The 24345-nt window shown below is 67.9% G+C and carries 27 protein-coding genes; 12 read left to right on the top strand and 15 right to left on the bottom strand.

What is annotated here, in order from left to right; translation table 11 throughout:
* The first annotated feature begins 31 nt into the window (after positions 1 to 31).
* On the top strand, positions 32 to 982 hold the full coding sequence (locus A3ES_RS0106965) for a helix-turn-helix transcriptional regulator (protein ID WP_020386065.1): 951 nt from the start codon (positions 32 to 34) through the stop codon (positions 980 to 982).
* Here A3ES_RS0106965 and A3ES_RS0106960 read toward each other — a convergent pair.
* Positions 964 to 1434 carry a GNAT family N-acetyltransferase gene (locus A3ES_RS0106960; RefSeq protein WP_020386064.1) on the bottom strand — a complete coding sequence of 157 codons (471 nt, stop codon included), beginning with the start codon at positions 1432 to 1434 and terminating at the stop codon, positions 964 to 966. The two genes, A3ES_RS0106965 and A3ES_RS0106960, sit on opposite strands and share 19 nt — an antisense overlap.
* Before the next feature lie 168 nt (positions 1435 to 1602).
* Here A3ES_RS0106960 and A3ES_RS0106955 point away from each other — a divergent pair, with 168 nt between their 5' ends.
* A complete protein-coding gene (locus A3ES_RS0106955; RefSeq protein ID WP_020386063.1) occupies positions 1603 to 2487 on the top strand; it encodes an LppU/SCO3897 family protein in 885 nt (294 codons plus the stop codon).
* Between the two features lie 37 nt (positions 2488 to 2524).
* Here A3ES_RS0106955 and A3ES_RS0106950 read toward each other — a convergent pair whose 3' ends face one another.
* A complete protein-coding gene (locus tag A3ES_RS0106950) occupies positions 2525 to 2950 on the bottom strand; it encodes a nucleoside deaminase (RefSeq protein WP_020386062.1) in 426 nt (141 codons plus the stop codon).
* A 13-nt stretch (positions 2951 to 2963) separates the two neighbouring features.
* Positions 2964 to 3800: an LLM class flavin-dependent oxidoreductase gene (locus A3ES_RS0106945; protein ID WP_020386061.1), complete on the bottom strand. Its 837-nt coding sequence runs from the start codon at positions 3798 to 3800 to the stop codon at positions 2964 to 2966.
* A gap of 93 nt (positions 3801 to 3893) precedes the next feature.
* On the opposite strand from A3ES_RS0106945, the gene A3ES_RS0106940 reads away from it, so the two are divergent.
* Together A3ES_RS0106940 and A3ES_RS0106935 are read left to right on the top strand one after the other, a co-directional pair.
* Positions 3894 to 4352, top strand: a complete 459-nt coding sequence (locus A3ES_RS0106940; protein ID WP_020386060.1) for an Lrp/AsnC family transcriptional regulator — start codon at positions 3894 to 3896, stop codon at positions 4350 to 4352.
* Positions 4353 to 5117 carry an SDR family oxidoreductase gene (locus A3ES_RS0106935; protein ID WP_020386059.1) on the top strand — a complete coding sequence of 255 codons (765 nt, stop codon included), beginning with the start codon at positions 4353 to 4355 and terminating at the stop codon, positions 5115 to 5117.
* 371 nt (positions 5118 to 5488) lie between these two features.
* Here A3ES_RS0106935 and A3ES_RS0106930 read toward each other — a convergent pair whose 3' ends face one another.
* From A3ES_RS0106930 to A3ES_RS0106920, 3 genes are read right to left on the bottom strand one after another with little or no spacing between them, the layout of a single operon-like run.
* Positions 5489 to 5929 carry an OsmC family protein gene (locus tag A3ES_RS0106930; protein ID WP_020386058.1) on the bottom strand — a complete coding sequence of 147 codons (441 nt, stop codon included), beginning with the start codon at positions 5927 to 5929 and terminating at the stop codon, positions 5489 to 5491.
* A 30-nt stretch (positions 5930 to 5959) separates the two neighbouring features.
* Complete coding sequence (locus tag A3ES_RS0106925) at positions 5960 to 6613, bottom strand: SDR family oxidoreductase (protein WP_020386057.1); 654 nt, start codon at positions 6611 to 6613, stop codon at positions 5960 to 5962.
* Between the two features lie 10 nt (positions 6614 to 6623).
* The gene (locus A3ES_RS0106920; protein WP_020386056.1) at positions 6624 to 8501 is read right to left on the bottom strand and encodes a propionyl-CoA synthetase; all 1878 of its coding nucleotides are present in this window, start codon (positions 8499 to 8501) and stop codon (positions 6624 to 6626) included.
* Positions 8502 to 8572: 71 nt separating this feature from the next.
* On the opposite strand from A3ES_RS0106920, the gene A3ES_RS0106915 reads away from it, so the two are divergent.
* Complete coding sequence (locus A3ES_RS0106915) at positions 8573 to 9496, top strand: threonine/serine dehydratase (protein ID WP_020386055.1); 924 nt, start codon at positions 8573 to 8575, stop codon at positions 9494 to 9496.
* Here A3ES_RS0106915 and A3ES_RS0106910 read toward each other — a convergent pair.
* Complete coding sequence (locus A3ES_RS0106910; protein ID WP_020386054.1) at positions 9482 to 9823, bottom strand: GNAT family N-acetyltransferase; 342 nt, start codon at positions 9821 to 9823, stop codon at positions 9482 to 9484. The genes A3ES_RS0106915 and A3ES_RS0106910 overlap by 15 nt on opposite strands.
* 174 nt (positions 9824 to 9997) lie before the next feature.
* Positions 9998 to 10618: a rhomboid family intramembrane serine protease gene (locus A3ES_RS0106900; protein WP_020386052.1), complete on the bottom strand. Its 621-nt coding sequence runs from the start codon at positions 10616 to 10618 to the stop codon at positions 9998 to 10000.
* A gap of 241 nt (positions 10619 to 10859) precedes the next feature.
* Here A3ES_RS0106900 and A3ES_RS0106895 point away from each other — a divergent pair, with 241 nt between their 5' ends.
* Complete coding sequence (locus A3ES_RS0106895; protein ID WP_020386051.1) at positions 10860 to 12071, top strand: Cmx/CmrA family chloramphenicol efflux MFS transporter; 1212 nt, start codon at positions 10860 to 10862, stop codon at positions 12069 to 12071.
* On the opposite strand, the gene A3ES_RS46480 is transcribed toward A3ES_RS0106895, so the two are convergent.
* Positions 12068 to 13480: an APC family permease gene (locus A3ES_RS46480; RefSeq protein ID WP_040454183.1), complete on the bottom strand. Its 1413-nt coding sequence runs from the start codon at positions 13478 to 13480 to the stop codon at positions 12068 to 12070. The genes A3ES_RS0106895 and A3ES_RS46480 overlap by 4 nt on opposite strands.
* Before the next feature lie 160 nt (positions 13481 to 13640).
* Between A3ES_RS46480 and A3ES_RS0106885 the strand changes: the two genes are divergently transcribed.
* The 5 genes from A3ES_RS0106885 (at position 13641) to A3ES_RS0106865 (ending at position 17606) form a co-directional block, all read left to right on the top strand.
* Complete coding sequence (locus tag A3ES_RS0106885; protein WP_020386049.1) at positions 13641 to 14576, top strand: DUF389 domain-containing protein; 936 nt, start codon at positions 13641 to 13643, stop codon at positions 14574 to 14576.
* A 320-nt stretch (positions 14577 to 14896) separates the two neighbouring features.
* The gene (locus tag A3ES_RS0106880) at positions 14897 to 15292 is read left to right on the top strand and encodes a redoxin domain-containing protein (RefSeq protein ID WP_020386048.1); all 396 of its coding nucleotides are present in this window, start codon (positions 14897 to 14899) and stop codon (positions 15290 to 15292) included.
* A 17-nt stretch (positions 15293 to 15309) separates the two neighbouring features.
* Positions 15310 to 16167: a cytochrome c biogenesis CcdA family protein gene (locus A3ES_RS46475; protein WP_020386047.1), complete on the top strand. Its 858-nt coding sequence runs from the start codon at positions 15310 to 15312 to the stop codon at positions 16165 to 16167.
* Between the two features lie 81 nt (positions 16168 to 16248).
* Positions 16249 to 16731, top strand: a complete 483-nt coding sequence (locus A3ES_RS0106870; protein WP_020386046.1) for a DUF6789 family protein — start codon at positions 16249 to 16251, stop codon at positions 16729 to 16731.
* Between the two features lie 41 nt (positions 16732 to 16772).
* Entirely contained in the window at positions 16773 to 17606 is an 834-nt protein-coding gene (locus A3ES_RS0106865; protein WP_020386045.1) for a Crp/Fnr family transcriptional regulator, read from the top strand.
* 22 nt (positions 17607 to 17628) lie between these two features.
* Here A3ES_RS0106865 and A3ES_RS0106860 read toward each other — a convergent pair whose 3' ends face one another.
* The 6 genes from A3ES_RS0106860 to A3ES_RS0106835 all read right to left on the bottom strand — a co-directional run bounded on the left by A3ES_RS0106860 (position 17629) and on the right by A3ES_RS0106835 (position 23161).
* A complete protein-coding gene (locus tag A3ES_RS0106860; protein ID WP_020386044.1) occupies positions 17629 to 19002 on the bottom strand; it encodes an MFS transporter in 1374 nt (457 codons plus the stop codon).
* Positions 18999 to 19796, bottom strand: coding sequence for an ATP-grasp domain-containing protein (locus tag A3ES_RS0106855; protein WP_020386043.1), 798 nt, complete (start codon positions 19794 to 19796; stop codon positions 18999 to 19001). Before A3ES_RS0106855 ends, A3ES_RS0106860 begins: the two co-directional genes overlap by 4 nt.
* Complete coding sequence (locus A3ES_RS0106850) at positions 19793 to 21037, bottom strand: mannitol dehydrogenase family protein (RefSeq protein WP_020386042.1); 1245 nt, start codon at positions 21035 to 21037, stop codon at positions 19793 to 19795. Before A3ES_RS0106850 ends, A3ES_RS0106855 begins: the two co-directional genes overlap by 4 nt.
* Positions 21034 to 21855, bottom strand: a complete 822-nt coding sequence (locus tag A3ES_RS0106845) for an ATP-grasp domain-containing protein (protein WP_020386041.1) — start codon at positions 21853 to 21855, stop codon at positions 21034 to 21036. Before A3ES_RS0106845 ends, A3ES_RS0106850 begins: the two co-directional genes overlap by 4 nt.
* Complete coding sequence (locus A3ES_RS0106840; protein WP_020386040.1) at positions 21852 to 22226, bottom strand: response regulator transcription factor; 375 nt, start codon at positions 22224 to 22226, stop codon at positions 21852 to 21854. The genes A3ES_RS0106845 and A3ES_RS0106840 overlap by 4 nt, the downstream gene beginning before the upstream one ends.
* A gap of 149 nt (positions 22227 to 22375) precedes the next feature.
* Complete coding sequence (locus A3ES_RS0106835; protein WP_157630374.1) at positions 22376 to 23161, bottom strand: ATP-grasp domain-containing protein; 786 nt, start codon at positions 23159 to 23161, stop codon at positions 22376 to 22378.
* A gap of 970 nt (positions 23162 to 24131) precedes the next feature.
* Between A3ES_RS0106835 and A3ES_RS46470 the strand changes: the two genes are divergently transcribed.
* Positions 24132 to 24345, top strand: a 214-nt coding sequence (locus A3ES_RS46470) for a transposase family protein (RefSeq protein WP_040454179.1), incomplete at its 3' end; no start/stop codon positions are given.

Genomic DNA, 24345 nt, shown 5'->3' with positions numbered 1-24345 from the left:
GGGTGAGCAGTTTGTTTGCGAGGATGTGGGTATGCGTGCTGACCGGCTGGTGGCGACCTTGTTGCTGATGCAGGCTCGGGGGCGGGTCACCGCGGCGCAGTTGGCTGAGGAGCTGGAGATCTCGGTCGCGACGGCGCGGCGGGATCTGGAGGCGTTGTCGACGGCCGGCATCCCGGTCTATCCACAGCCTGGGCGCAACGGTGGATGGTCGTTGCTGGGTGGTGCGCGAACGGATCTGAGTGGTCTGAACGCGACCGAGGCGCAGGCGTTGTTCCTGCTGGTCGGGCCGGCAGCTTCGGTGGCACCGGAGGCGAAGGCTGCGCTCAGGAAGCTGGTGCGTGCGCTGCCGGACACCTTCCGTGCGAATGCCGAGGCGGCGGCTGAGGCAGTGGTGATCGATCCGGCGCGCTGGGGTGAGCACGTCAAGGAACGGCCCGAGATGGTCCGCCGCCTGCAGGACGCCGTCGTCAGCCGGCTGAAGGTCAGACTCCGGTACGCCGGTCGCGGCCGCGCCGAGAGCGAGCGCCTGATCGACCCGCTCGGACTGATCGACAAGGACGACATCTGGTATCTGATCGCGGGTACTGAGAAAGGCCAGCGCACGTTCCGGGTGGAGCGGATCACGGAAGCCGAAGTCACCGACCAGCCGGCCGAACGGCCCGCCGACTTCGACCTTTCCGAGGAGTGGAGCCGGGTGGTCGAGGAAATGGAGCAGCAGCGTTCGCTGATGGCGGCGACCTTGCTGATCGACGAGCGTTTTGTCTGGGTGATGCGCGGTCGGCACGGCCGGCATCTCGAGGTGGTCGGCCCGGTCGACGACGGCCGGATCAAGCTCCGCCTGACCGCGCCGACTCCGCTGATGATCGCGCAGCATCTGGCGGGCTGGGGCGCGACGATCGAAGTACTGGAGCCGCCGTCCGTGCAGGCTGAGCTGGCCCGGCTCGGGTCGGAACTCGCGAATCGCTACAGCGGAACGGTGTAGAGGATGAAGCCGCGGTTCTCGGCGACCTGGTCGTAGAGGCGGCGGGCTGTGGCGTTGGACTCCTGGGTCGCCCAGTAGACGCGTCCGCAGTTCCTGGCACGGGCCCAGTCGGTGACGGCTGCGATCAGGGCGCGGCCGACGCCACGGCCGCGGGCTTCCGGGGCGGTGAAGAGGTCTTGTAGATAACAGGAATCGGGCGAGGTGGTACTCGCGTGAACGAGGAAATGCGCGATCCCGACCAGCTGCCCGTCGATTCTGGCGGCCAAGGCGTGAATGCGGTCAGCGCCAGTGAATTCCGCCCAGGAATGGTCGAAGAATTCGTCCGGCATGGTGCGTCCGTAGAATTCGTTGTACCCCGCGAACAGCTGCTGCCAGGTACTGCGGTCCGCCGGCTCGAGCGGGCCGATGGTCAGGGCGCCGGGGATTTCCGGTGCTGCGGCTGGGTCGGTCACTGGAGCTCCCGCTGCGGGTCGGTGACGGATGGGAATCGATCGATGACGGCTGGTGGGCAGCCCGCCCACGGTCCGGACACCGTTTCATACCGGGCGCCATCCTGACCTTTGCGGGTGAGTAGGGTGCGGTGTTCGGTTTTGTCCCAAATCGAGTAACAGGATTCTTTCGTGACCACTACCCCTCCCCAGCCTCCGCAGCAGCCCCCGTTCCAGCCCGACGGTGGCGGCTACGCTCCTCCGCCCGGCCCGCCGCAGTACCAGCAGCCCCAGTACAACCAGCAGCAGCCGCCGCAGGCGCAGTTCCCGCAGTACGGGCCGAATGACCAGCAGGGCGCGCAGTACCAGCAGCCGGGTCAGCAGCAGTTCCAGGGTGATCCGGGTCAGCAGCAGTACGCCCAGCAGCAGCCGGGGCAGTTCCCGCAGGGGCAGCAGTTTGCCCAGGGCCAGCTGCAGTGCCGGTTCTGTGGTGGCATGCCGGCCGTCGAGGCGACCGTGCGCGGTCACCAGGGCTTCCTGATCATCATGCGCATGCTGAAGCTGCAGGGCCCGTTCTGCCGGACGTGTGGTGTCGCCACCCTGCGCGACATGAGCGCGAAGAGCATGTGGCAGGGCTGGTGGGGTCTCATCTCGCTGATCGCCAACCCGATCACGTTGCTGTCGAACCTCGGCACCTACTCGAAGTTCAAGCACCTGCCCGAGCCGGCCCCGGGTGCGCCCGGCCGGCCGATGGAGCTGGGCAAGCCGCTGTTCAAGCGCCCGGTCGTGCTCGGCCTGGTGGTCCCGGTCGCCCTCATCGGGGCCATCGTGTTTGTCAACTCGCGGTCGGTCTCGTCGGCCGACGTCGGTGCCTGCGTGGTCAACAAGGGCACCCCCGCGAAGCCGAACGTGAAGGTCGTCGACTGCGGGTCCAGCGATGCGGCGTACAAGATCGTCGGCAAGATCGACGACACCGCGAACGGCGACGCGTGCGCGAAGTTCGAGAACTCGACCGTCTCGTACACCGACGAGCGTGGCTCCTCGAAGTACACGCTCTGTCTGGCACCCAACAAGTAGGTTGGTACTGCGCATCGCGGGTGCGATGCGCAGTACGTCAGACGTAGTAGCCGTCGACGGGCGCCCGCGCCTCGTCGTACAGGGCAGGTCCTTCCTGGGGCACCGCGGCGAATCCGCCGCCGGGCTTGAGCCCGTTGAGCTGTTCGCCGGACAGCGCGTACACGACCCGGCCGAGCCCCGAGCGTTCGATGGCGCCGGTGCACATGCCACACGGCTGGCAGCTCGTGTACATCGTCGTGTCGGCAGCGGTGTCGAGGTCCAGTTCGCGCGCGGCCCACTTGGCGAGCTTGAGTTCCGGGTGCGCGCTGATGTCGCCGTCGGTGATGCTCGTGTTGTGCTCCTCGGCGATGACGGTGCCGTCGGGGCCGACGAGCAGCGAGCCGAACGGCGGGTTGCCGGATTCCCGGGCCGTCGCGGCCAGGCCGATCGCGCGTCGCAGGAAGTCTTCTGCTTCGGGGGTCATTGCTGCTCCAGTCCTAGTGCTTCCAGGACGCCGCGACGGTCGCGAGATCCTTCCACGCGTACTCCGGCCGCTCGGTCTCGACAGGATCGCCGGCAAACGGATCCAGTACTACGGTCTGCGCGCCCAGCAGCCGCAGTTCCTCGAGATCGCCCAGCACTTGGTCGAGCGATCCCTCGCCGGCGACTCGCTCGGCTTCGGGCAATGGAGTCGAGGTCAGCCGCAGCAGGATCCGCGGCGCGAAGCCTGGTACCGGCGAGCCCTCCTCGGCGGCAAGCTCCTTCAGCCGCTCGAGCTTGGAACGCATCCAGTCGACGCGTTGCCGCAACGGATGCCAAGCATCACCGAGCCGTACTGCGCGTCGCAGGCCGGCGTCGCTTCCACCGCCGACCCAGATCGGGATCTCCCCGCTGCGGTAGTCGGCGTCGTTCTCCCAGGCCTTGCGGACGTCGCGGATCAACTCGTCGGTGAGCTGGCCCCTGCGCTTGAAGTCGACACCGAGCGCCTCGAACTCCTGTCGCGCCCATCCCACTCCGACGCCGAGCACGAGCCGGCCGCCGCTGAGCTGGTTGAGGTTGGCAGCCATCCGGGCGACCAGCAGCGGATGCCGGTACGGCGCGATCAGTACCGTCGTACCGAGACCGATGGTGGTGACGCCGGCCAGCCAGCTGAGCGTGGTGAAGGGCTCGTAGAACGGCGCCGGGTACTGCGTGGCGACGTCGGGCGTGATCGCGACATGATCGGAGACCATCAGCCGGTCGTAGCCGAGCCCTTCGACCGTACGAGCCCAGTCGCGAAGCCGGCCGGGGCCGGTGCCAGGACCGAAGTTGGGGACGTTCACAGCGAGAAGCACCCCTTCAGGCTATCCAGCCGAAAGGGTCCTCCTGAAGGGAGTCCTCAGCGAAAACTCCGCGCTATGCCGTGGATTCCCCGGTATCTTGGCCGGATGACCGAGACACTCGACCCGACCGACTGGGCCATCCTGGTCGAGGTGCAACGGGACGGCCGGATTCCTCTGACCGAACTGGGCCGCCGGGTCAATCTCAGCGCCTCGGCAACCACCGAGCGGTTGAAGCGGCTGGAGGCCGCCGGCGTGATCAGCGGCTACCGGGCGGACGTCGACCTGGCGAAGGTGGGGTACGCGGTACTGGCCGTAGTACGGCTGAAGTATCCGGGCAACAAACACGACCCGCTGAAGAAGCTGTTGCAGCGCAGGTTCGAGATCCTCGAGTGCCTGCGAACGACGGGCGACGACTGTTACACCCTCAAGGTCGCGGCAGGTTCGATGGCGCACCTGGAGGACCTGGTGAACGAGCTCACCGAATTCGGCAGCACCACCACCAACCTCGTCTACAGCCAAACCCAGCCCTACCGCGGCCCCCAAACCCCTCCACCGGAGCTGTAGATGAAGCTTCTGATTACTGGTGGGGCCGGGTATCTCGGGCGTGAGCTGGTACGGCTTGCTGACTGCGAGGTGGTTGCTACCTACGGCCGGGTGCCAGTGCCCGGTGGTGTGCCTCTGGATGTGCGGGATCGGGCAGCTGCCGAGGCGGTGGTGCGGCAAGTCCGTCCTGACGTGGTCATCCACACCGCCTACCGCCAGTCCGACTGGAGAACCACCGCTGACGGTGCCGCCAACATGGCGATCGCGGCGCGCGGCGTACGGCTCGTGCATGTCTCCAGTGATGCCGTCTTCTCTGGTGCTGACAGTCCGTACGACGAGGACGCGATGCCGGACCCGATCACGCCGTACGGCGCCGCGAAGGCTGCTGCCGAGACTGCGGTCGGTGCGATCGATCCCAGTGCGGTGATCGCACGGACCTCGTTGGTCGTGGGTGGCGGGTCGACCCAGGAGGCGATGGTCCACGCGATCGCCAGTGGCCAACCTGGGGCACTCTTCTCCGACAACATTCGTTGCCCGATCCACGTCACTGACCTCGCCTCCGCCTTGCTGGAGTTGGCCAGGTCAGCTCATGCCGGAATCGCTCACTTGGCCGGGCCGGACGCGCTCAGCCGGTACGAGATGGGCCGACTGATTGCTGCTCGTGACGGACTCGACCCCGCCAGCCTGCGGACCGGCTCCGGCCCTTCTGACATCCGCCTCGACGGAGCCCGCACCCAGCAACTCCTGGCGACCAGGATCCGTGGCGCTCGCGAGTTCCTCGGTTAAAGCCGGCTAGCCCCGCGACGTCCAGCGGGTTCCGGCGACCAATCGGTGTGCTCCGCCCCGCCGGGCGGGCATCACCCACTGGTAGACCAATGGGTTAACCCCACACCGAGGGGCGAACCCCTCCGAAGTACGGGTAACCCCAGTCGGCCCAGCCATCGAAGCCGCGCCGAAGGCGGGCCGATGCACTGGGCTCGCGGACCGCCATCACTTGCCAACCCGGCGCCAGCGTCTCGACACGCCGGTGGAAGCGTCTGCTCGCGAGGTTGGAAAGTGATGGCCGCCCGCCCTACTCAGCGATTCCGTCATCCCCCCGGACGAAGCCCAGGCGAGGGTCCCTGACAGCCTGACGGTCCTACCAACCGACTTTGCGCTTAGGCAGAAGGCTCGTCGAAGAGGGTGGTGGTGACCGGGGTGCCTAGTTCTACTGTGCGGCTGACAGTGCAGAGGCGGTCGTGGGACATCTTGACGGCGCGGGGCAGGGCTTCGCGGGCCTTGTCGCCGTCTTCGCCTTCGGGGAAGGTGATGGTGAACTCGACGGCGAGGTTCTCCAGCCGGTTGCCCTGCTCGGGATCGCGGATCTTGTCGCCGCTGACCACCGCGCGGAACTCGGTGGGTTCGGCTCGGCGGCTCGTCACGACGTCGACGTCGATCGCGGAGCAGGTGCCGATCGCGGCCAGCAGGAGTTCCACCGGGGTGAAGTCGGTGTCGGCGCCGGAGCCGACCGACAGGCTGCCGCCGCGGATGTTACGGACCTCGTACTTGCTGTTGGCGGTGCGCTCGAACTGCACCTGCCGGAGGGTGTCGTCGCCCATGTCCTTCACAATCTGTTGCCAGCGGCAACGTCAGAGGTTCGCCAGTGCCTCGGCGGCGGGGGTGTCGCCGGCGATCAGTTCGAGGGTCCGGCCGATCGATGCGGGGGTGTCGCACAGCCCGGCCAGGACGAGCGCGACGTCGTCGCGGGTGATGCTGCCGCGGCCGGTCTTGTCCGCGAGGTTGACCAGCCCGGTGCCGGGGTCGTTGGTCAGTACTCCCGGACGCAGGACCGTCCAGTCGAGCCCGTCGCGGGCGCGCAGGTCGTCCTCGGCCGCCTTCTTGGCTTTCAGGTAGATCGTGAAGCTGTCGTCCGGGTCGAGCTCGTCCGCGCGGTCGGCGCCCATCGAGCTGACCTGCAGCTGCCGCCGTACGCCGGCCAGCTCCGCCGCGTCCGCCAGCAGCGTGGCCGCGCCACGGTCGACCGTGTCCTTGCGGTCGTTCCCGCTCCCCGGACCCGCACCAGCGGAGAAGATCGCGACGTCGGCGCCGGTCAGTACCTTCGCGACGGCGTGAAGCTCAGCGGTCTCGAGATCCAGTACTGCGACCTCGCCGCCGGCCGCGACCACGTCGGCCTGATGCGCGGGATTGCGCACCAGCCCGACCACCGAGTGCCCGCCCGCGGCCAGCACCTTCGTCAGCCGCAGCGCGATCTGCCCATGTCCACCAGCTATCACGACTCGCATGAAACCGAGCCTAGTCGACGCGCAGGATCGGGCGGAGGGCGTCTAGCACGCTCGCGTCCTCGATCGTCGACGGCACCGGTTCGTCGCGGCCGTCGGCGATGCCGCGCATCGTTTTGCGGAGGATCTTGCCTGAGCGGGTCTTCGGCAACGCCTCCACCACCGACACGTCCCGGAACGCCGCGACCGGGCCGATGTCACGGCGTACGGCGGCGACCAGTTCCTCCTGCAGCACAGCCGGTGAGATCGTCGCTCCGGCTTTCAGTACGACGAGCCCGCGCGGCAGCTGGCCCTTGAGCGCGTCGTGCACCCCGATCACCGCACATTCGGCCACCGCCGGATGCGCCGCGAGCACCGCCTCCATGCTTCCGGTGGACAGCCGATGCCCGGCCACGTTGATCACGTCATCGGTCCGGCCCATCACGAACACGTAGCCGTCGGCATCGATGTAGCCGGAGTCGCCGGTCAGGTAGTACCCGTCGAACCGGCTCAGATAGTTGTCGATGTAGCGCTGATCATCACCCCACAGCGTCGGCAGCGCCCCCGGCGGGAGCGGCAGCTTGATCGCGATCGACCCCTCCTCCCCCGCAGGCATCGAACTGCCGTCGCCGTCCAGGATCCGCACGTCCCAGCCAGGCAACGGCACGGTCGCCGAGCCGGGCTTGACCGGCAACGGCTCGAGCCCGCGCGGGTTCGCGACGATCGGCCAGCCGGTCTCGGTCTGCCACCAGTGGTCGACGACCGGTACGCCGAGCTTGTCACGCGCCCAGCGATAGGTCTCCGGGTCGAGCCGCTCGCCGGCCAGGAAGAGCGTCCTGAAGTGCTCCAGCCCGTACTTCGTCAGCTCGCTCCCCTCCGGATCGACCTTCTTGATCGCCCGGAGCGCGGTCGGCGCGGTGAAGAGCGCCTTCACCCGGTGCTCGGAGATCACCCGCCAGAAGGCGCCGGCGTCCGGCGTACCGACCGGCTTGCCTTCGTAGAGGACTGTCGTGGCGCCGATCAGCAGTGGCGCGTAGACGATGTAGGAGTGGCCGACCACCCAGCCGACGTCGGATGCGGTCCACCAGACGTCACCCGGTCCGATGTCGTAGACGGCGCCCATCGACCAGGCCAGTGCGACGGCATGACCGCCGTTGTCGCGAACGACGCCTTTCGGTTTGCCGGTCGTACCGGATGTGTAGAGAACGTAGAGCGGATCAGTCGCGGTGACCGGCACCGGCGAGGCCGGTACGGCGCCTGAGAGCGCGCTCTCCCAGTCGAGATCGCGCTCTCCGAGCTTCCCGGGCGCCATTTCGCGCTGCAGCAACACTGTGTGCGAGGGCTGGTGGGTCGCGAGCTCCAGCGCGGCGTCGATGATCGGCTTGTACTCGACCACGCGGGCCGGCTCGATCCCGCAAGAAGCCGCGACGATCACCTTCGGCGTCGCGTCGTCGATCCGCGCCGCCAGCTCCTTCGGGGCGAACCCGCCGAACACGACCGAGTGGATCGCGCCCAGCCGCGCGCAGGCGAGCATCGTGATCACGGCCTCGGGGATCATCGGCAGGTAGACGATCACCCGATCGCCCTTGCCGACACCCAGCCCGCGCAGCGCACCGGCGAACAGTGCAACCTCGTCGCGCAGTTCGGCGTAGGTGTATCGACGCCCGGTGCCGGTGACCGGGGAGTCGTAGATCAGCGCGGTCCGGTCCCCGTGCCCAGCTTCGACGTGGCGATCGAGCGCGTTGTACGACGTATTGAGCTCGCCATCCGGAAACCAGCGGTAGATCGGCGCGGCCGAGTCGTCCAGCGCCCGAGTGGGCGGCCGGGTCCAGCTGATCGAGCCAGCGGCGTCCAGCCAGAACCCCTCCGGATCGGCCAGGCTGCGGCGGTGGCTCTCCTCGTACGCACCCATCTTGTCGCCTCCGTCTCATCGTGAAGCTCGAACCACGGTAGTCCTCCGCAGCGCGTGGCAAGGTGGAACACATGACCGTGACTCGTAATGACGTTGAACTCGCCGCCCGCCGGATCGCCGGCCGGGTCCGCCGTACGCCGGTACTGCGGGTGTCCCCGACGCTGACCTTCAAGTTGGAGCTGCTGCAGCACGTCGGGTCGTTCAAGCCGCGCGGCGCGTTCAACCGGCTACTCGCCGCTAAGGAGCAGGGCACACTCACGGGGCAGGGCATCGTCACCGCGTCCGGCGGGAACGCCGGTCTGGCCGCCGCGTACGCCGCCCGCGAGCTCGGCGTACCGGCGCGGATCTTCATCCCGGTCACCGCGCCGGCGGCGAAGGTCGCGCGGCTGCGGACACTGGACGCCGATGTGGTCCAGGTCGGCAACGAGTACGCCGAGGCACACGAGGCAGCTTTGATCGAAGCAGACGAGTCCGGCGCGTTGCTGCTGCACGCGTATGACCAGCCGGAGGTCGTGGCCGGCCAGGGGACGATCGGCCTGGAGTTGCTGGCGGACCTCGACGGCCAGTTCGACACCGTGCTCGTCGCGGTCGGCGGTGGTGGCCTGATCGGCGGCATCGCGACGGCCCTCGGGGATCAGGCTCAGGTGGTAGGAATCGAGCCCGAGCTGGCTCCCACGCTCAACCAGACTCTCGAGGCGGGCGAGCTGGTCGACGTACAGGGCGGTGGCGTCGCGGCGGACTCGCTCGGCGCCCGGCGCTTCGGCGCACTCGCCTTCGAAGCCGTCAAGGCGAACAACGTCAAATCGGTGCTGGTGACCGAGGAGTCGATTGTTGCTGCCCGCAACGAGCTGTGGAAGGAGTTCCAGCTCGCCGTCGAGCACGGCGCGGCGGTGACCTACGCGGCCCTGCAGAGCGGCGCGTACCAGCCCGCGCCGGACGAGCGCGTCGTCGCGGTGATCTGCGGCGCGAACACCGACCTGTCAACGATCGGCTAGCCGCAGCGTGGTCCAGGTGGCGCCCTCGTGGACGTAGCGCTCGAACTCGACGAAGCCGTGGGCGAGAGCGAAGCGCAAACCGTCCTGATTGGGCTCCAGCACGATCGTCTCCACCGACTCGGCGAGCGCTCTCCCGGCAGCCAACTCCCCCGCATACATCTCACTACCGAACCCCTGCCGCCGGTACGCCGGAAGCACGCGCACGATTACCGTCGCCGCCGGCGTCTCCTCAGACGGCGGCCGCACGGTCGAGCAGCCGACCAGCTGGTCGCCGTCATAGGCGACGGTCAGCCTGTTGCGCTGGGCGCGCTCGCGGATGGCCTCCACCCCCCTCCGTTCATTCGCCCCCTTTTCACCCTCTAGTTCAGCGACCCAGTGACCGTTGGCGGCCATAGAGGGTGAAAAGGGGGCGAATGAACGGAGGGGGTGGGTCGATCTCGTTGTGGACGTGCTGCCAGTCCAGCAGGCCGGCCTCGTCGGCCGCCTGGATGATCCGCAAGCTCAAATCACTGGTTCCGTCTTCTTCTTGGGGCGATCGTCGGACAGGACCCAGGCTGCGAAGACACCGGCGATCGCACCGAACAGGTGGCCCTGCCAGGAGATGCCGTCTTGGGGAAGCAGCCCGCCGAGCAGTGCGCTGCCCCAGACCAGGACGACGATCACGCCGATCGCGACCTGGCCGAGGCGGCGGTTGAAGATGCCGCGGGCGATCAGGTAGGCGGCGAAGCCGAAGACCAGGCCGCTCGCGCCGATCGTGATCGTGTGCGGTGGCGAGATCAGCCAGGTGCCGAAGCCGCCGATCGTGGTGACGATCGCGGTCACCGAGAACAGCCGCATCGCGCCGCTGACGGCGATCAGCGCGCCCAGGGTGACCAGGGGCAGCGTGTTGGAGATCAGGTGGCCGAATCCCAGATGCAGGAACGGCGCGGTGATGATGCCGAACAGGCCGTCGGGGTCGCGGGCGATGATCCCGTACTGGTCGAGCTCACCGTTCAGGGCGGTGTCGACGGTCTCGCTCAGCCACATCAACCCGATCAGCAGGACCAGCAGCTTGAGCCCGCTGCTGATCTTGGCGCCGTCGACGACGCTGCGGGTGCGTCGCGCTGGGGTCGGGTAACTCATGCACCAACTCTGCCCGATCAGGCCAAACGAAACCGTCCGCGCCGCGCGCCCCAAGGCTTCACCCACGCCGGGCTGCGGAAAATTGCAGGAACCTGCAACCGTCCGAGGTCTGGGCGTGGCGCTGCGTAATCATAGGCGCTCGGTCACACTTGATCACAAGGTCGCATAACTCGCCGCGACCAGGCGAGGGGACCGTTCTGAGCTGCCTGTACGACCCAGAATCCGGAGGGGAAATCCCGCGATGCCGCTCGCTGTCTACATCCTGGGCCTGGCCATCTTCGCCCAGGGCACGTCCGAGCTGATGCTGGCCGGCCTGCTCCCCGAGCTGGCGACCGACCTCGGGGTGTCCATCCCGGATGCGGGCCTGCTGATCTCGGCGTTCGCGGTCGGCATGCTGATCGGTGCCCCGGTCCTGGCCGTGGTCACGCTGCGCTGGTCGCGGCGGACGGCGTTGCTGCTGTTTCTCGCCCTGTTCGCGCTCAGCCACGTCGCCGGCGCGCTCACCCCGAACTACGAAGTCCTGCTGGCCACCCGCGTGATCGGCGCCTTCGTGTACGCCGGGTTCTGGGCCGTCGCCGCCGTCACCGCGGTCGGGCTGGTTCCCGTCACGGCCCGGGCGAGAGCGATGAGCGTCGTCACCGGCGGGCTCACGATCGCGACGATCGTCGGGTTGCCGGCCGGGACGGTGATCGGTCAGCACTTCGGCTGGCGGGCCGCGTTCTGGACTGTGGCCGTGATGTCGATCTGCGCCATGGTCGGCGTGCTGGCCACGATCCCGCTGGGCCGTCCCGACCCGGGCAAGACGCCCCGGATGTCGGCCGAGCTGCGCGCGATGGCGAACCCGCGGCTGTGGCTGTCCTACGCCACCACCGCGCTCGTCACCGCCGCGATCCTCGTCGTCTTCAGCTACTTCGCTCCCCTGCTCACCGAGGAGACCGGCCTGCACCCCGCCGCCGTCCCGGCCGTCCTCGCCCTGTACGGCGTGGGCTCGCTGATCGGCATCACGATCGGCGGCCGGTACTCCGATGCGTTGCCGTTCCGGACCCTGGCGATCGGGATCAGCGGGTTGTGCGCGATGTCGACCGTGCTCGCCGTCTGGGCGACGACGCCGGTGATCGCGATCGCGGCGATCTTCCTGCTCGGCGGCTTCGGCTTCGCGGTGAACCCGGCCCTCAACGCGCGGGTGTTCAGCCTCGCCGGTGCCGCTCCGACCCTGGCGACGGCGATCAACTTCTCCTCGTTCAACGTCGGCATCACGATCGGCCCGTGGATCGGCGGGGTGGCGATCGACGCCGGCGCCGGCTACCAGGTGCTCGGCTGGCTCGCGGTCGTCCTCGGATTGCTTGCCTTGGGCACCGTTGTGCTCGCCGCCCTGCTACCGCTCCACCCAGTCGGCCGGCCCGCGCCGGTGGACACCGCTGTGGTGCCCACCGGACGCAGTACGGACGGCTAGTTGACCGGACCGCTCGGGTCGAGGTGGGTTGGGTCGAAGTCGGCCTTGCGCTTGAAGACGTACTTGTTCAGCAGCCAGGTGATGGCCCACAGGGCGACACCGATCAGCATCAGGTAGCCGGCGATCTTGTAGTCCTGCTTGGCCCGGCCGGACAGCGGGCTGGCCAGGTAGACGCAGAGCACGAGGCCCAGCACCGGTAGAGCCGTCGGCGCGTGGAAGTGCTTGTGCTCCACCCGGTCGCGGCGCAGTACCAGCACGGCGACGTTGACGATCGCGAACACGCACAGCAGCAGGAACGCGGTCGTGCCGCCCAGCGCGGCCAGGTCGGCGTACCCGATCAGCAGGAAGGCCAGCAGGGTGGTGAACAGGATCGCCACCCAGGGAGTCCGGCGGCGCGGCAGCACCCGGCCGAGCGGGCCCGGCAGGACCTTCTCGTGCGACATGCCGTAGAGCAGCCGGCTGGCCATCAGCATGTTGATCAGCGCCGAGTTGGCCACCGCGAACATCGTGATCCAGGCGAAGATCTGGAGCGGGAAGTCCGGTGCGCCGGCCTGGATCACCTTCAGCAGCGGAGTCGCGCCCTTGTTCAGCTCCTCCGGCGAGACCAAGGCGACCGCCGAGATCGCGACCATCACGTAGATGACGCCGGTGACGCACAGGCCGATCAGCATGATCTTGGGGAAGATCTTGACCGGGTCCTTGGTCTCCTCGGCCATGTTCACCGAGTCCTCGAAGCCGACCATCGCGAAGAACGCCAGCGCGGTCGCCGCCGTCACCGCGCCGAAGGCCGAGTCGCCCTCCGGTGTGTTGAACTCGGTCAGCCGGGAAGTGTCGCCGTCGCCGTTGGCCAGCGCCCAGACGCCGATCGCGATCACGATCAGCAGACCGGTCAGCTCGATCAGGGTCAGTACCACGTTGGCCTTGACGCTCTCGCCGACGCCGCGAAGGTTGACGATGGCAATCAACGCCATGAACGCCAGCGAGGTGATCATCAGTACCGAGCCGCGGTCGGGGTCGATCTTCACTGCGGAGAAGAAGTTCGCCGCGAACGCCTTCGACGCGCTCGAGGCGGACGTCAGACCCGAGCACATCACCGCGAAGGTGAGCAGGAAGGTGAGGAAGTGGATCCCGAACGCCTTGTGCGTGTAGACCGCGGCGCCACCGGCCTTCGGGTACTTCGTCACCAGCTCCAGATAGCTCGTTGCCGTCAGCAAAGCGACGATGAACGCGCACAGGAACGGCAACCAGACCGCGCCGCCGACCTCACCCGCCACCTTGCCGGTCAGTGCGTACACGCCGGTGCCGAGGATGTCGCCGACCACGAACAGCAGCAGCAGTCCGGGCCCCATCACCCGCTTCAGCTCGGGGCGATCCTCGGTCGCGGTGGACACACTCGCGCTCTCGCTCATCCTGCCTCCCAGGTCTCTGACTGTCAGCAGTCGACCACACTCCGGGTGCACCTGCCCAGGGGTTCGGCGTGGCCTGAAGGGGCCATCGGTCGCTGACGGACCCAGCTGAGCGACCCAGCGGCGAAGGCGTCCGGCACCGGTCTGAAACCATGGGGCGGTGATGCACCTTCGTCTCATCGTCCCACCGGATCGCGCCCGGCGCGTTCTGGACACGCTCGTCGCCGACGACCGGCTCACCAGCATCGTGTACCTAGCCGGCGCCGCTCACCGGCCCGCCGGCGACGTCATCGAGTGCGACGTCACCCGCGAGGCGACCTCGGATGTCCTTGCCTGGCTGAAGGAACAAGGCCTGTACGACGAGGGCTCCGTCGCGGTGACCGAGGTCGGCGCGACCCCGTCGAAGAACGCCCGGGCCACCGAGAAGGCGGCGCCAGGCGCACCGGACGACGCGGTGATCTGGGACGCCGTCGTCGATCAGTCCTACAACGAGTCGGGTGGCTCCTGGGCGTACTACGCGTTCCTGACGCTGGCCACGATGATCGCGGCCGTTGCCGTCGTCACGGATTCCTCGATCCTCGTCGTCGGTGCGATGGTGGTCGGCCCGGAGTTCGGTGTGGTGGCCGCTCTGGCGGTGGGGATCGCGGTGGGCCGGCGGGACCTGAGCGCGCGATCGCTGCTGTTGCTTGTCAAGGGATTCGCGCTGGCGATCCTGCTGACCGCGCTGGCGGCTCTGCTGGCCCGGGCCGTCGGCTGGATCGACACCGCGGACGTCACGGCAGCCCGTCCCCTGACTGGCTTCATCTGGCGCCCGGATCGATGGTCCGCTGTCGTCGCGGTCCTGGCCGGTTGCGCGGGTGTCCTGTCGCAGACAGCCGGTCGGGCGAATGCCTTGGTCGGCGTCTTCATCTCCGTGACGACGGTCCCGGCAGCAGGCGATCTGGCCTTGTCGGTCGCGCTCTGGGCACCGCATCACATCGGCGGTGCGGCGGCACAGCTCGGGATCAACCTGGTGGGGATGACGGCCGCGGGTGTGGTCACGTTGCTGGTGCAGCGGGTGGTCTGGAGATGGGGGCCGGGTGCGCGCGCTGAGGCTTGACCAGGCGTGCAGGTGGTTCGGCGCGAGGGGTTATCGATCCGTAAGGTAGGGCGGTGCCCTGTCCGGTGGGCGGCCGTCTTAGGTTTGGAGGGACAGTCATCCGCCCCGTCTTGGAGTTTGTGTTGCTCGTCCGACGATTCGCTCCCGCCGCCTTGGCCGCTGCCCTGTTCGCGCTGGCGGGATGCGGCGCGGGTTCCCCACCGGCTGCCGGTCCGGCATCTGGTGGGACCACCAGCGCGCCTCCTCCAGTCACGACACCGGTTCCGGTTCCCCGGTCCTCGGGCGGGTCGACTTCGGCGCCGGCCGCCGTACCGGAAGCTTTGAAGTTCACCGGCACTACTCTGGATGGGAAGGCTTTCGACGGCGCCACGCTGGCTGGGAAGCCGGCCGTGTTGTGGTTCTGGGCGCCGTGGTGCCCGAAATGCCGGGCCCAGGCCGAGGCGACGGCCAAGGTTGCCAGCGACTACCAGGGCAGGGCCAACGTCGTCGGGGTCGCGGGCCTGGACAAGGCCGAGGCCATGCGCGGTTTCGTCTCGGATCAGAAGGTGGGCGGATTCCCGCACCTGTCGGACGAGACCGGCACCCTCTGGAAGCGGTTCGGGATCACCGAGCAGAGCGTCTATGTAGTACTGGATGCCAAGGGCAACAAGGTATTCAGTGGGATACTGCCGGCCGGTGAAGGGCTGGCCGGCAAGGTCGCCGAGCTCGTCGGCTGACGGGGCCGGTATCCCGGATGAGTGAGGTTCCGTTCGCGTTGGCGCTGGCCGCGGGCATGCTGGCCGCGGTCAACCCGTGCGGCTTCGCCCTGTTGCCCGCGTACCTGTCGCTGCTGGTGATCGGTGACGACTCGCCGTCCCGGATGGTGGCGGTCGGGCGGGCGCTGACCGCGACCTCGGCGATGACGGCCGGGTTCGCGACGGTCTTCGGCCTCTTCGGTCTGGCCATCGCCCCGGCGGCCGGCCAGATCCAGCAACACCTGCCCTGGTTCACCATCGTCCTCGGATTGACGCTGGTCGCCGCCGGTGGCTGGTTGCTGACCGGCCGGGATCTGCCCGCCTTGATACCCAAGCTACGCCGCAGCCAGGGCGTCACCCGGTCGGCCTTCTCGATGGCCCTGTTCGGCGGCGCCTACGCGATCGCGTCGCTCGGCTGCACCATCGGGCCGTTCCTCGCGATCGTGGTTTCGGCTTTCCGCGCCGACTCGACCGCGACCGGGATCGCGCTGTTCGCAGCCTATGCCGCCGGCATGGGCCTACTCGTGGGCACGGCCGCGCTCGCGGTGGCGCTGGCCCAGCCCGGTACCGTCAGGAGCATCCGCCGCTTCGGTGGTATCGCGTCCCGGCTCGGAGGCGGGTTGCTACTGGTCGCCGGAGCCTACGTCGCCTACTACGGCTGGTACGAGATCCGGGTGTTCCGCGGGACCACGACCACCGATCCGGTCATCGACACGGCCGGACAGATGCAGCGCTGGATGGCCGATGGGCTCGGCCGGCTCGGGACTCCCGCGGTTGCCGCCGTCTTCGCGCTCCTACTGCTCATTGCGATCGTCGTCCGCCGCGCCAGGCGATCCCGGAGTCACACCGAACTGTAACCGCGGTCACCGACGCGACGTGATCGCCAGGCGTACTGTCCCGGTCGACGCAGGATTCGTGCGGTTGGAGGAGGATTTCTGATGTCTTCGGCAGGTACCACCACGAGCATGCGAGCACTCCCCAAGAACCTGGTCACCGGCGCCGCCGCCGGCGTCGTCGCCGGGCTCCCGCTGGGCATCATCATGCAGCTTCGCGACGCCGACCCGAAGATGATGCCCGGCATCCAGATGATCGAACAGGTCGGCGACCTGATCTCCGATCCCTCGACCGGCCTCGGCTGGCTCATCCACCTGTTCAACTCCGCTCTGTTCGGAGCGGTCTTCGTCCTGCTGCTGTCCCGCTGGCTCACCCAGCGCGGGCCCGCGATGATCCTCGGGCTGCTGTACGGGGCGGCGTGGTGGGTCGTCGGAGCGCTCTGGATCATGCCCGCCTGGCTGGGCATGGACGCCATGGTCTTCGAGGTCGGCGCCAACCAATGGTGGAGCCTGGCCGGACACCTGATCTACGGCCTCCTGCTCGCCGCCGGCTACTTCATCGGCCGCAGCCACCTGTCCAAGGCATAAGCGACGCCAGACGCGAAGAGTCGAAGCGATAACGAGGTGTCATGGCCGACCTGAACCAGAGGTACTGTCTGGTCGAGGGCTTGCATGCCCTCGACCAGCGGTCTGGGGGCGCACCCCCGCCCTGGGCGCCAGGACAACGCGAGGAGTGGGCCGACGTGGAACGAGCCGCCCGCAACCCCGGTCCCGGCAACAACAGCGACGACATCTGGTGCATGACCGAGGTCGACATCTTCGCCGACCTGACCGACACCGAGATGGAAGTCATCGCGGCAGCCGCGCCGATGAAAACCTATCCGGCCGGTGCGTTGTTGTTTTCGCCGCATCAGCCGGTCGAGGCTCTGTTCATCCTCAAAAAGGGCAGGGTCCGGATCTTCCGGGTCTCCTCCGACGGTCGCGCGCTGACCACCGCCTTGATCACCCCGGGCACGGTCTTCGGGGAGATGGTGCTGCTCGGCCAGCAGATGCACGACAACTTCGCCGAGGCCCTCGACGAGGTTGTCGTCTGCGTAATGAGCCGCGCCGATGTCCGCCAGTTCCTGCTGTCCGACCCCCGCATCTCGGCCCGGATCTCCGAAATCCTCGGCCGCCGCGTCGCCGAACTCGAACGACGGCTGTCCGACACCGTCTTCAAAAGCGTCCCCCAGCGGGTCGCCGCCACTTTGTGTCTCCTCGCCGGCGAGCAGCAGAAACGACCACTGGGCCGAGGCGTCCAACTGACCCTCACCCACGAACAGATCGCCGCCCTGACCGGCACCTCCCGCGAAACCACCACCAAGGTCCTCGGCGAGTACGCCGACCGCGGCCTGCTCCGCCTCGGCCGCGGCAAGATCACCATCCTCGACCCCGACACCATCGCCACCGAAGCCGGCCAATGACTGCCCCGGGGCCCGTGCGGATTCACTTCTGAGGCGGTGTGACCTCGATGTTGACGGTGAGGGGTGAGTTCGGAGGGGGCAGGATGAGCGGATCCCCGAGATCGGGTGGTGACGACTTCGCCCAAAGCAAGATTGCGACGGCTAGTCCAGCGGTCGCCGCGATCGCCAGGACCGGAGTCGCGATTCTGGCCGTCCTTCGGCGTCCTCGCTTCTGCGACCGCAGCCTGCGGGTGACGAGTAGTTCGGTCGCGATGCCGAGTGCAGCGCGGACCAGCAGGAACGTTGCGAGTCCCCAGAGATCCCACAGCAGAGCGGCGAGGAGGGGGCCCAATGCCTCGCCGAACGACAGAGCGGTGTCGAGCGTCGCGACTACCCTGCCTCGGCGTGGGCCGGAGCGTCTGGCGGCCTGCGCGAGCATCGTCCCCCAGGTGGGCCGGAATGCCGCCTTGCCGGCATCGTCGACGATCCGGCCCCCCAGGATCCCGCCGAAGGATGGAAAGACCAGATACGTCAAGGAGGAGACCGCGTTGGCCACGCCGCGTGCGCCCGCCAGGGCGTCGGTGCCGAAGCGATCCGCGCTCCATCCGGCCAGCGGCCCGACTACGAGCAGTACGACGAATGAGAACGAGTAGATCAGCCCGATCTGCGCGACGCTGAGACCAGCGACCTCGGCGGCAAGGACCTGGAACATGCCGTGAGTCATGTGTGCGGTCATTCCGGTCAGCAGTCCCAGCACGCACAACAGCCGCAACCGCCGATCACGCAGTACCCCTCGCGCCGGCGGCTGGGGCGGCTCGGCCTCGACAGTTTCGTGCACCGGCTGCGCAGCAGTACTGGACACTGGCGAATCAGCAGGGACCCAGAGCCACACGACGACGACCGGGAGCACTGCGAGCACTGCAACGATCGTCCACAGCACCGTGAAATTGCCACCAGTGACGGCCAGAACAGCACCGCCCGTGGCGCCGGCTGCGACATTGCCAAGGTCCTTGGCGCCGATCGTCAACGAGAAGGTCGTTCCGAGCCTGCGGGTCGTACTAGCTGCGACCACGTTCATCGAAGCTGGGTCGCGGGCGGCGGAGGCCGCGCCCTGGATGAGGCGTACGCCGTACAACAGGGCGGGGGTGCTTGCGCCGAGGAGCAGTATGGACGCCGCCAGCCTGATGGTGACGGCTGTGAGGTAGCCGCGGCGCGCGCCCCACCGGTCGACGGCGGCGCCCATCAGCGGTTTGACCGCAGGTTCGATGAAGGCCTTCGCGCCGATGAGGAGACCGATCTCGACCAGCGACATCCCGAGCTGCAACGCGTACAGGGGCAGGGCGAAGGTCACCATGCCGAACCCGAGCCGGGTGGTGAAGCCCTCGACGGTGACCGCCCAGACCGGGCGGGCTTTCATCGGTCCGCCGCGAGTGCTTGGATCACCGCGTCCGCGACCCAGGCTGCGGCGGCCGGCACGCTGCGGTACCCGGGAAACGCGTTGACGTCTACGAGAACTGGGCCGTCGGGGCCGAGCAGGATGTCGGCGCCCCAGCAGATCAGGCCGCAGGTGTCGGCGGCCGCGATGGCGATGCGGGCGATATACGGGTCAGGCTCGAAAACAGGTGAGCGGACGCCGTCGACCTTTCCCGGCTCGACCCGCATCCGGCGCAGCGCCGTTCGTGGCCCCACGCCGTACACCTTGACGTCCATGCTGTCGGAGGGGACGAGTTCCTGGATCAGCCAGGGGCCGTCGCCGTCAGGTCGCTGCCCGGGCCTTAGGGCGACGGCGCCGGTGCCGTGCGCGCCGCGCAATGGCTTCACGAATGCCGGGACGCCAGCCCGGTCGAGGATGGAGGCCACGGCGTCGGCGTTGGCGGCGACGACGGTGCAGGGGACCGGTAGCCCGGCTTGCTGAAGAAGGGCCACGATCCGAGCCTTGTCCGCTGCTCGCAGCGTCGCCTCCAGGTCGTTGAGGCATGGCGCACCACGGTCGGTGAGGCAGCCGGCGGCGGCGAGCACTGCCGGGTCGTCTCCCTTGATCAGGTACAGGTCCGCGTCCGGTAGGTCCGATGGTGACCAGGGCGCGGTGGCGTCGAACACGGCCATCACGACCTGGCGTAAGGCGAGTTGTCCGGCGAGCGTCGCAAGCAGCGGGTTACGGCCCGGGGCGCTGAGCGCCTCGACCAGGACACAGACCCGGCGCGGGGTCATGTGGTCTGGGTCTCTTCCGGCGCAGCCGGCGGGAAACGCACACCGTCATCGAGGAACACGAAGCCCCTGTAGCGCTGCGCTACTGCCGCTGCGAATGTGTCCCCGGGGCGCAGGCCGCAGACGTCGGTCAGCACCGAGTCGACACCGTGACTTTCCAGCATCCCCCGGAGCCGGCGAGCCTGATCGTCGGTTGCGAGCACGTCCGCGTCATCGAATCCGTACAGGAGCGCGGCCGCTACACCGAGAGCGAAGTGCGCCGGAACGAGCGCCTGGTTGCGGCGCAGCAACGCGACCGGCCCGAGGAGCCGGTCGGACGGTGCTAGCTTGCGGATCGGTTGGCGGGCGACCCGTTGGATCGGGTCTGCCAGCTCGACATCACCGAACCGCGCCAGCGCCTCCGCCACCGGGCCATGGACAGCGTCGTCCCCGCTCGCCGGCCCGGCCTGCAGCGACGGATGTGCGGCGAGGACGGCACGGCGCGCTTCGAGCAGAGCTCCCGCCACGAGCGGTCGGACGAACGGGTCCCGGATGGCGTCGGCGATCGTGCTGTGCCGGCGCAACCAGCCGAGGTAGGCAGTCATCGCGTGGCCCGCGTTGAACACGTACAGCTTCTCCCGCAGTCGAGCCTGGTAGTGCCTAGTCGACCGGACGCCTGGAAGGTCTGGTGGTTCTCGTTGCAGGCCTACGGCGTCGACCACCATTGTGCGTGCGGCGTCGCCGACGAATTCCGGCCGTACTGCGCCCCGCCACGAACCGCGGCCGACGGCCACCGTCGCCACCGCACCGGCAACACCAATCGGTGGCAACGTGACGCCGGATTCGGCTGCCGCGCGATCGATCGCGTCACGTATTCGCCCGGCGCAGTCGCCGTTCTCCACTGCCCAGATGTCGACACCTGGCCCGCGTCGATGGGAAAGTCCGCGGACCAGAGCCCGACTCGCGTCGGCGACATTGCCGACCCCGACGCTGGTCATGATCAAGTCTGCTGCCGCTACCGCGTCGTCGAACTCGGCATCACCAACGGCGACGGCTTCGGCACCATACACGCTGCGGGCGCCTCCACTGGGCCCGGTCACCCGCACCGACCAATCCCCTGCGTCGCGGATCCGGGCCGCCGTCTGGGTAGTGCGGCAGCCCAGGACCACATGATGGCCTGCCTCCAGGAGCAACGGCGCCAGATATCCGCAGCCGATCCGGCCGGCACCCAGGATCACCACCCGCAGCCGGGACTGCTGATTCATGCCCCGACCGTCTCGGTCAACCGTGCTCTGACCAGATCCGCGAGCGCATCCGGGGCCTCGCCGATCCCGGTGTAGTTCGGGAAATCGTTGACGTCCACAACGAGCGGACCTCGCTGCGACGGCAGCACGTCGATGCCATACAACTCCAGGCCGAAGGTGTCCCGACACGCGTAGGCAAGATCGCGCAAGAGATCGGTAACCGGCGCCGGAACCGGTATGTCCGGGCCATCTGGGCGGCCAAGCGGCGAGCGGCGCCTGACCGCCCACAGCGCGTCGCCGCAGCCATACAGCTTGAGATCGACACCGGCGACCTCGACATACTGCTGAGCCAGAACGATGTCGTCGGGCCACGCCAATCTGTCCAGGGCAGCGGGTGAGTCCACCAGCACAATGCCTTCACCGTTGTTGCCCAGCGACGGCTTGAGCAGCAATGGCCACGCTCCGCCGGGGAGATCGCGCAAGGCGGCAGGGTGGTCGGCGAGGAAAGTGCGGGGGGTTGGGACGCCCCGCCGGGCTAGTGCCAAAGCGGCGCGGGGCTTGTCGCGGACCGAGGTGACCGCATCGCAACTGTTGCAGGACCGTGCGCCCGCCAGCTCGGCGCGGCACAGCATCGACAATGCCATCGGGTTACGGGTACGGGGTACCACCAGATCCCCTGGGGCAGGAGCGAAAACGTCATCTCGACCGACCTCGCTGAGCAGCCGGTCGGCACACACCACCGTCGCCTCCACACCGGCCCGGTCAAGCGCCCCCACCAGAGCGGTCGGCATCCGCTGCCGCAGATAGCGTGAGTCCGTCAGAATCCACGTGCCGGTCATCGGACCGCGATCCTGTCGCTGAGCACATTCCCCACCAGATCGCACAGTGCCGCAACGGAGAACGGCTTCACCACGAACGCCGCTGCACCACCCGCCAGGCAGATTGATCTGCACTGGGGCTCGTCCTGGCCGGTGAGAATCACTACCGGCAGAAACGGCCGGGTCATGGACAGGGCACTGAGGACGTCGATGCCCGACCGCGCCGGCAACCCGAGATCGAGGATGACGAGATCGGCGTCGTCTTCCGCCGCCAGGAAGAGCCCGACCTCACCATCTTCCGCGACCACGACGGAGTGCCCCGCGCGTCGTACCGCCTTGGCTACCAGAGCAGCAATTCGCGGTTCGTCTTCGACAACGAGGATTCTGGCCATCTCACACCTCTGGTCGACAACCGATGAACACCAATTGGCTCAGAGGTTGCTCCCCGAACATGAGGATTCGATGAGTGGTCGGTGAGCGCCTTCTCATCATCACCGCAAAGCATCAACGCACAGCCTTCCAGTACTGCCCGATTGCCCGCTCAGCGACCTCGGGCCAGCGTCGCGAGGTAGTCGGCGATCCACGCCGGCGCCGACGTCACACCCTTGAAGCCCGGAAACGCATTCACATCGACCACGACCGGGCCTGTTTCCATCAGGATGTCGACCCCGAACAGCTCCAGACCAAGCGCTTCGCCCACTACCAAGGCGATCTGCCGCTGCTCTGCGGACGGAGCGAACGGTGTGCCTAGCTTGTCCTGTAAGGCCATGGCAGGCCACCGGCGCAAGACCCCAGCGACCCGGCTCCCCACGACGTACAGCTTGTAGTCGACACCGTTGCCAGACACGAACTCCTGCACCAGATACGGCCCAGGAAATGGCGCGATGGCTGGCGGGCGTCCGTCGGGTAACAGCAGCACATCCCGGCCACCACTCCCCTCCGTCGACTTCACCACGATGGCCGATCCTGCGAATGAACGGACCTCGGCCCACGTTCGGGCAGTCATCGTCAGTGGCAACGGCAGACCAGCCGCGGCGAGGAGCGAACACGCGAGCTCCTTGTCACGAACGGCAGCCGTTGAGGCGACCGAGTTGCAGAAGCGAACGGGGCCGGCTTGGCGCTGTCCGAGCGCGGCCAGCTGCCAGGTCGAGAGATGGCGAAGCCCCACCACGTCGGCGTCGGTCAGCGGGCCGGAAAGCCGGCGCCCATCGTCCGCCGTATGGATGCGGGCCGATATCCCCTGGCGCTCAAGCCGCGCGATCACCGCAGGCACAATCGACGCCGCGCCGTGCCGGCGCCCCTCCACGATCACCACGCTGTGTGCCACCAAATGAGTGTCTCCATGCCCAGTGATCTGTGCATGAGGGCAGCGTGAGAACCCTCTAACCCCACCGGCCCGCACTTGGTCGCGTGGTTCTCATCTCCATCTCATCCTGCTCTCATCCGCGGGGGGCACAGTCAGGATGGTGCCGCCCGGCCCCCCACCCCCCGCCGGGCGGCTCGTCTGTGGTCGAACAACCCACGACCGGCGCCGGTCTGATCCGTGAGCCGGTGGCAATCTGAAGCTCTCGCTGATTCCGCGCTCGTCCTCGTGTTCCGGCTTCTAGGCGAGGGGCAGGACGCCCCGAGCACGACTCGTCCTGTGCATCCGCTAACTCAGTCAGGAAGCTGACTGCGACCCCTTGACTACTGATCGGCCAGGGAGGAATGTTTCGATCGGGGCGGGGTTTCGAGGGGGAACTTGTCGACCATCGCTTCGGCTGCAGCGCCCCCATCGCTTCAAGGTGGAGGGGACGATCGTGCGGTTCCGATTGCTGCTTGTGATTGCGCTTGGCTGCCTGGCGCAGCTGAATGTCGGAGTCAGTTGGGCGCATGCGGACTCGACCGGCAATGTCACGCCAAATGGATCCAGCAATACCTGTGTGGTCAGTGTTGAGACGGCCCGGACGATGTGCTTCCCATCCTTCCGAGACGCCATCGCGCATGCGACACGAGGGCGCGTGACAGATGCACCTCCCTCGGCAGTCGGGGCGGACAGCGATGCTCGCCTGACGTCGAAACTAGACCAACTGGCGAAGGATAACTCTGCTCAATCGATCGTTTTATCGGTGGAGTACTGCGCCCTGAACTATGTATGTGGCTATGGCCCCAGGGCGATTGCAAAGTTGATCTGGCCGCGGCTGGCGTGTCGGTTTTGACTTGAGGTGGCGGCGTGCGTGGCGCGGGCGTGGAGACAGCGGCTCCGTTGGGATGCTGCAGGTTCCTACACCGTTGCCGCGTCGCAAGGAGCCGCTGTCGTGTCGTCATTGTCGTTGCTCGTGGGTGTGCTTGACCAGCCGTCGGAGATGGAGGCTCGGGCCCGACGCGATGTCTCGGGTTTGATGCGGGCATTGGAATCGGTTCCAGACCAGCGGAAACGGCGTGGGCGGCGGTTCAATCTCGTGGTCGTACTCGCGATGGCGGTCTTCGCGGTGTGCTGTGGCGCATCGACGTTCGCGGTGATCGCGGAGA

Source organism: Kribbella catacumbae DSM 19601, assembly GCF_000372465.1.
Taxonomy (GTDB): domain Bacteria; phylum Actinomycetota; class Actinomycetes; order Propionibacteriales; family Kribbellaceae; genus Kribbella; species Kribbella catacumbae.
The sequence above is the reverse complement of the archived record's forward strand: the minus strand, read 5'-3'. Positions and strand labels throughout refer to the sequence as shown.

Coding starts and splice junctions, on each gene's coding strand:
- A3ES_RS0106930 (WP_020386058.1), bottom strand. CDS start 5,929: ATGGGCGACGACACCCTCCGGCAGGTGCAGTTCGAGCGCACCGCCAAC.
- A3ES_RS0106900 (WP_020386052.1), bottom strand. CDS start 10,618: ATGAGTTACCCGACCCCAGCGCGACGCACCCGCAGCGTCGTCGACGGC.
- A3ES_RS46475 (WP_020386047.1), top strand. CDS start 15,310: ATGAGTGAGGTTCCGTTCGCGTTGGCGCTGGCCGCGGGCATGCTGGCC.
- A3ES_RS0106870 (WP_020386046.1), top strand. CDS start 16,249: ATGTCTTCGGCAGGTACCACCACGAGCATGCGAGCACTCCCCAAGAAC.
- A3ES_RS0106840 (WP_020386040.1), bottom strand. CDS start 22,226: ATGGCCAGAATCCTCGTTGTCGAAGACGAACCGCGAATTGCTGCTCTG.
- A3ES_RS0106860 (WP_020386044.1), bottom strand. CDS start 19,002: ATGAAAGCCCGCCCGGTCTGGGCGGTCACCGTCGAGGGCTTCACCACC.
- A3ES_RS0106925 (WP_020386057.1), bottom strand. CDS start 6,613: ATGCGAGTCGTGATAGCTGGTGGACATGGGCAGATCGCGCTGCGGCTG.
- A3ES_RS0106895 (WP_020386051.1), top strand. CDS start 10,860: ATGCCGCTCGCTGTCTACATCCTGGGCCTGGCCATCTTCGCCCAGGGC.
- A3ES_RS46480 (WP_040454183.1), bottom strand. CDS start 13,480: ATGAGCGAGAGCGCGAGTGTGTCCACCGCGACCGAGGATCGCCCCGAG.
- A3ES_RS0106920 (WP_020386056.1), bottom strand. CDS start 8,501: ATGGGTGCGTACGAGGAGAGCCACCGCCGCAGCCTGGCCGATCCGGAG.
- A3ES_RS0106940 (WP_020386060.1), top strand. CDS start 3,894: ATGACCGAGACACTCGACCCGACCGACTGGGCCATCCTGGTCGAGGTG.
- A3ES_RS0106885 (WP_020386049.1), top strand. CDS start 13,641: ATGCACCTTCGTCTCATCGTCCCACCGGATCGCGCCCGGCGCGTTCTG.
- A3ES_RS0106850 (WP_020386042.1), bottom strand. CDS start 21,037: ATGAATCAGCAGTCCCGGCTGCGGGTGGTGATCCTGGGTGCCGGCCGG.
- A3ES_RS0106935 (WP_020386059.1), top strand. CDS start 4,353: ATGAAGCTTCTGATTACTGGTGGGGCCGGGTATCTCGGGCGTGAGCTG.
- A3ES_RS0106915 (WP_020386055.1), top strand. CDS start 8,573: ATGACCGTGACTCGTAATGACGTTGAACTCGCCGCCCGCCGGATCGCC.
- A3ES_RS0106865 (WP_020386045.1), top strand. CDS start 16,773: ATGGCCGACCTGAACCAGAGGTACTGTCTGGTCGAGGGCTTGCATGCC.
- A3ES_RS0106855 (WP_020386043.1), bottom strand. CDS start 19,796: ATGACCCCGCGCCGGGTCTGTGTCCTGGTCGAGGCGCTCAGCGCCCCG.
- A3ES_RS0106965 (WP_020386065.1), top strand. CDS start 32: ATGCGTGCTGACCGGCTGGTGGCGACCTTGTTGCTGATGCAGGCTCGG.
- A3ES_RS0106845 (WP_020386041.1), bottom strand. CDS start 21,855: ATGACCGGCACGTGGATTCTGACGGACTCACGCTATCTGCGGCAGCGG.
- A3ES_RS0106950 (WP_020386062.1), bottom strand. CDS start 2,950: ATGACCCCCGAAGCAGAAGACTTCCTGCGACGCGCGATCGGCCTGGCC.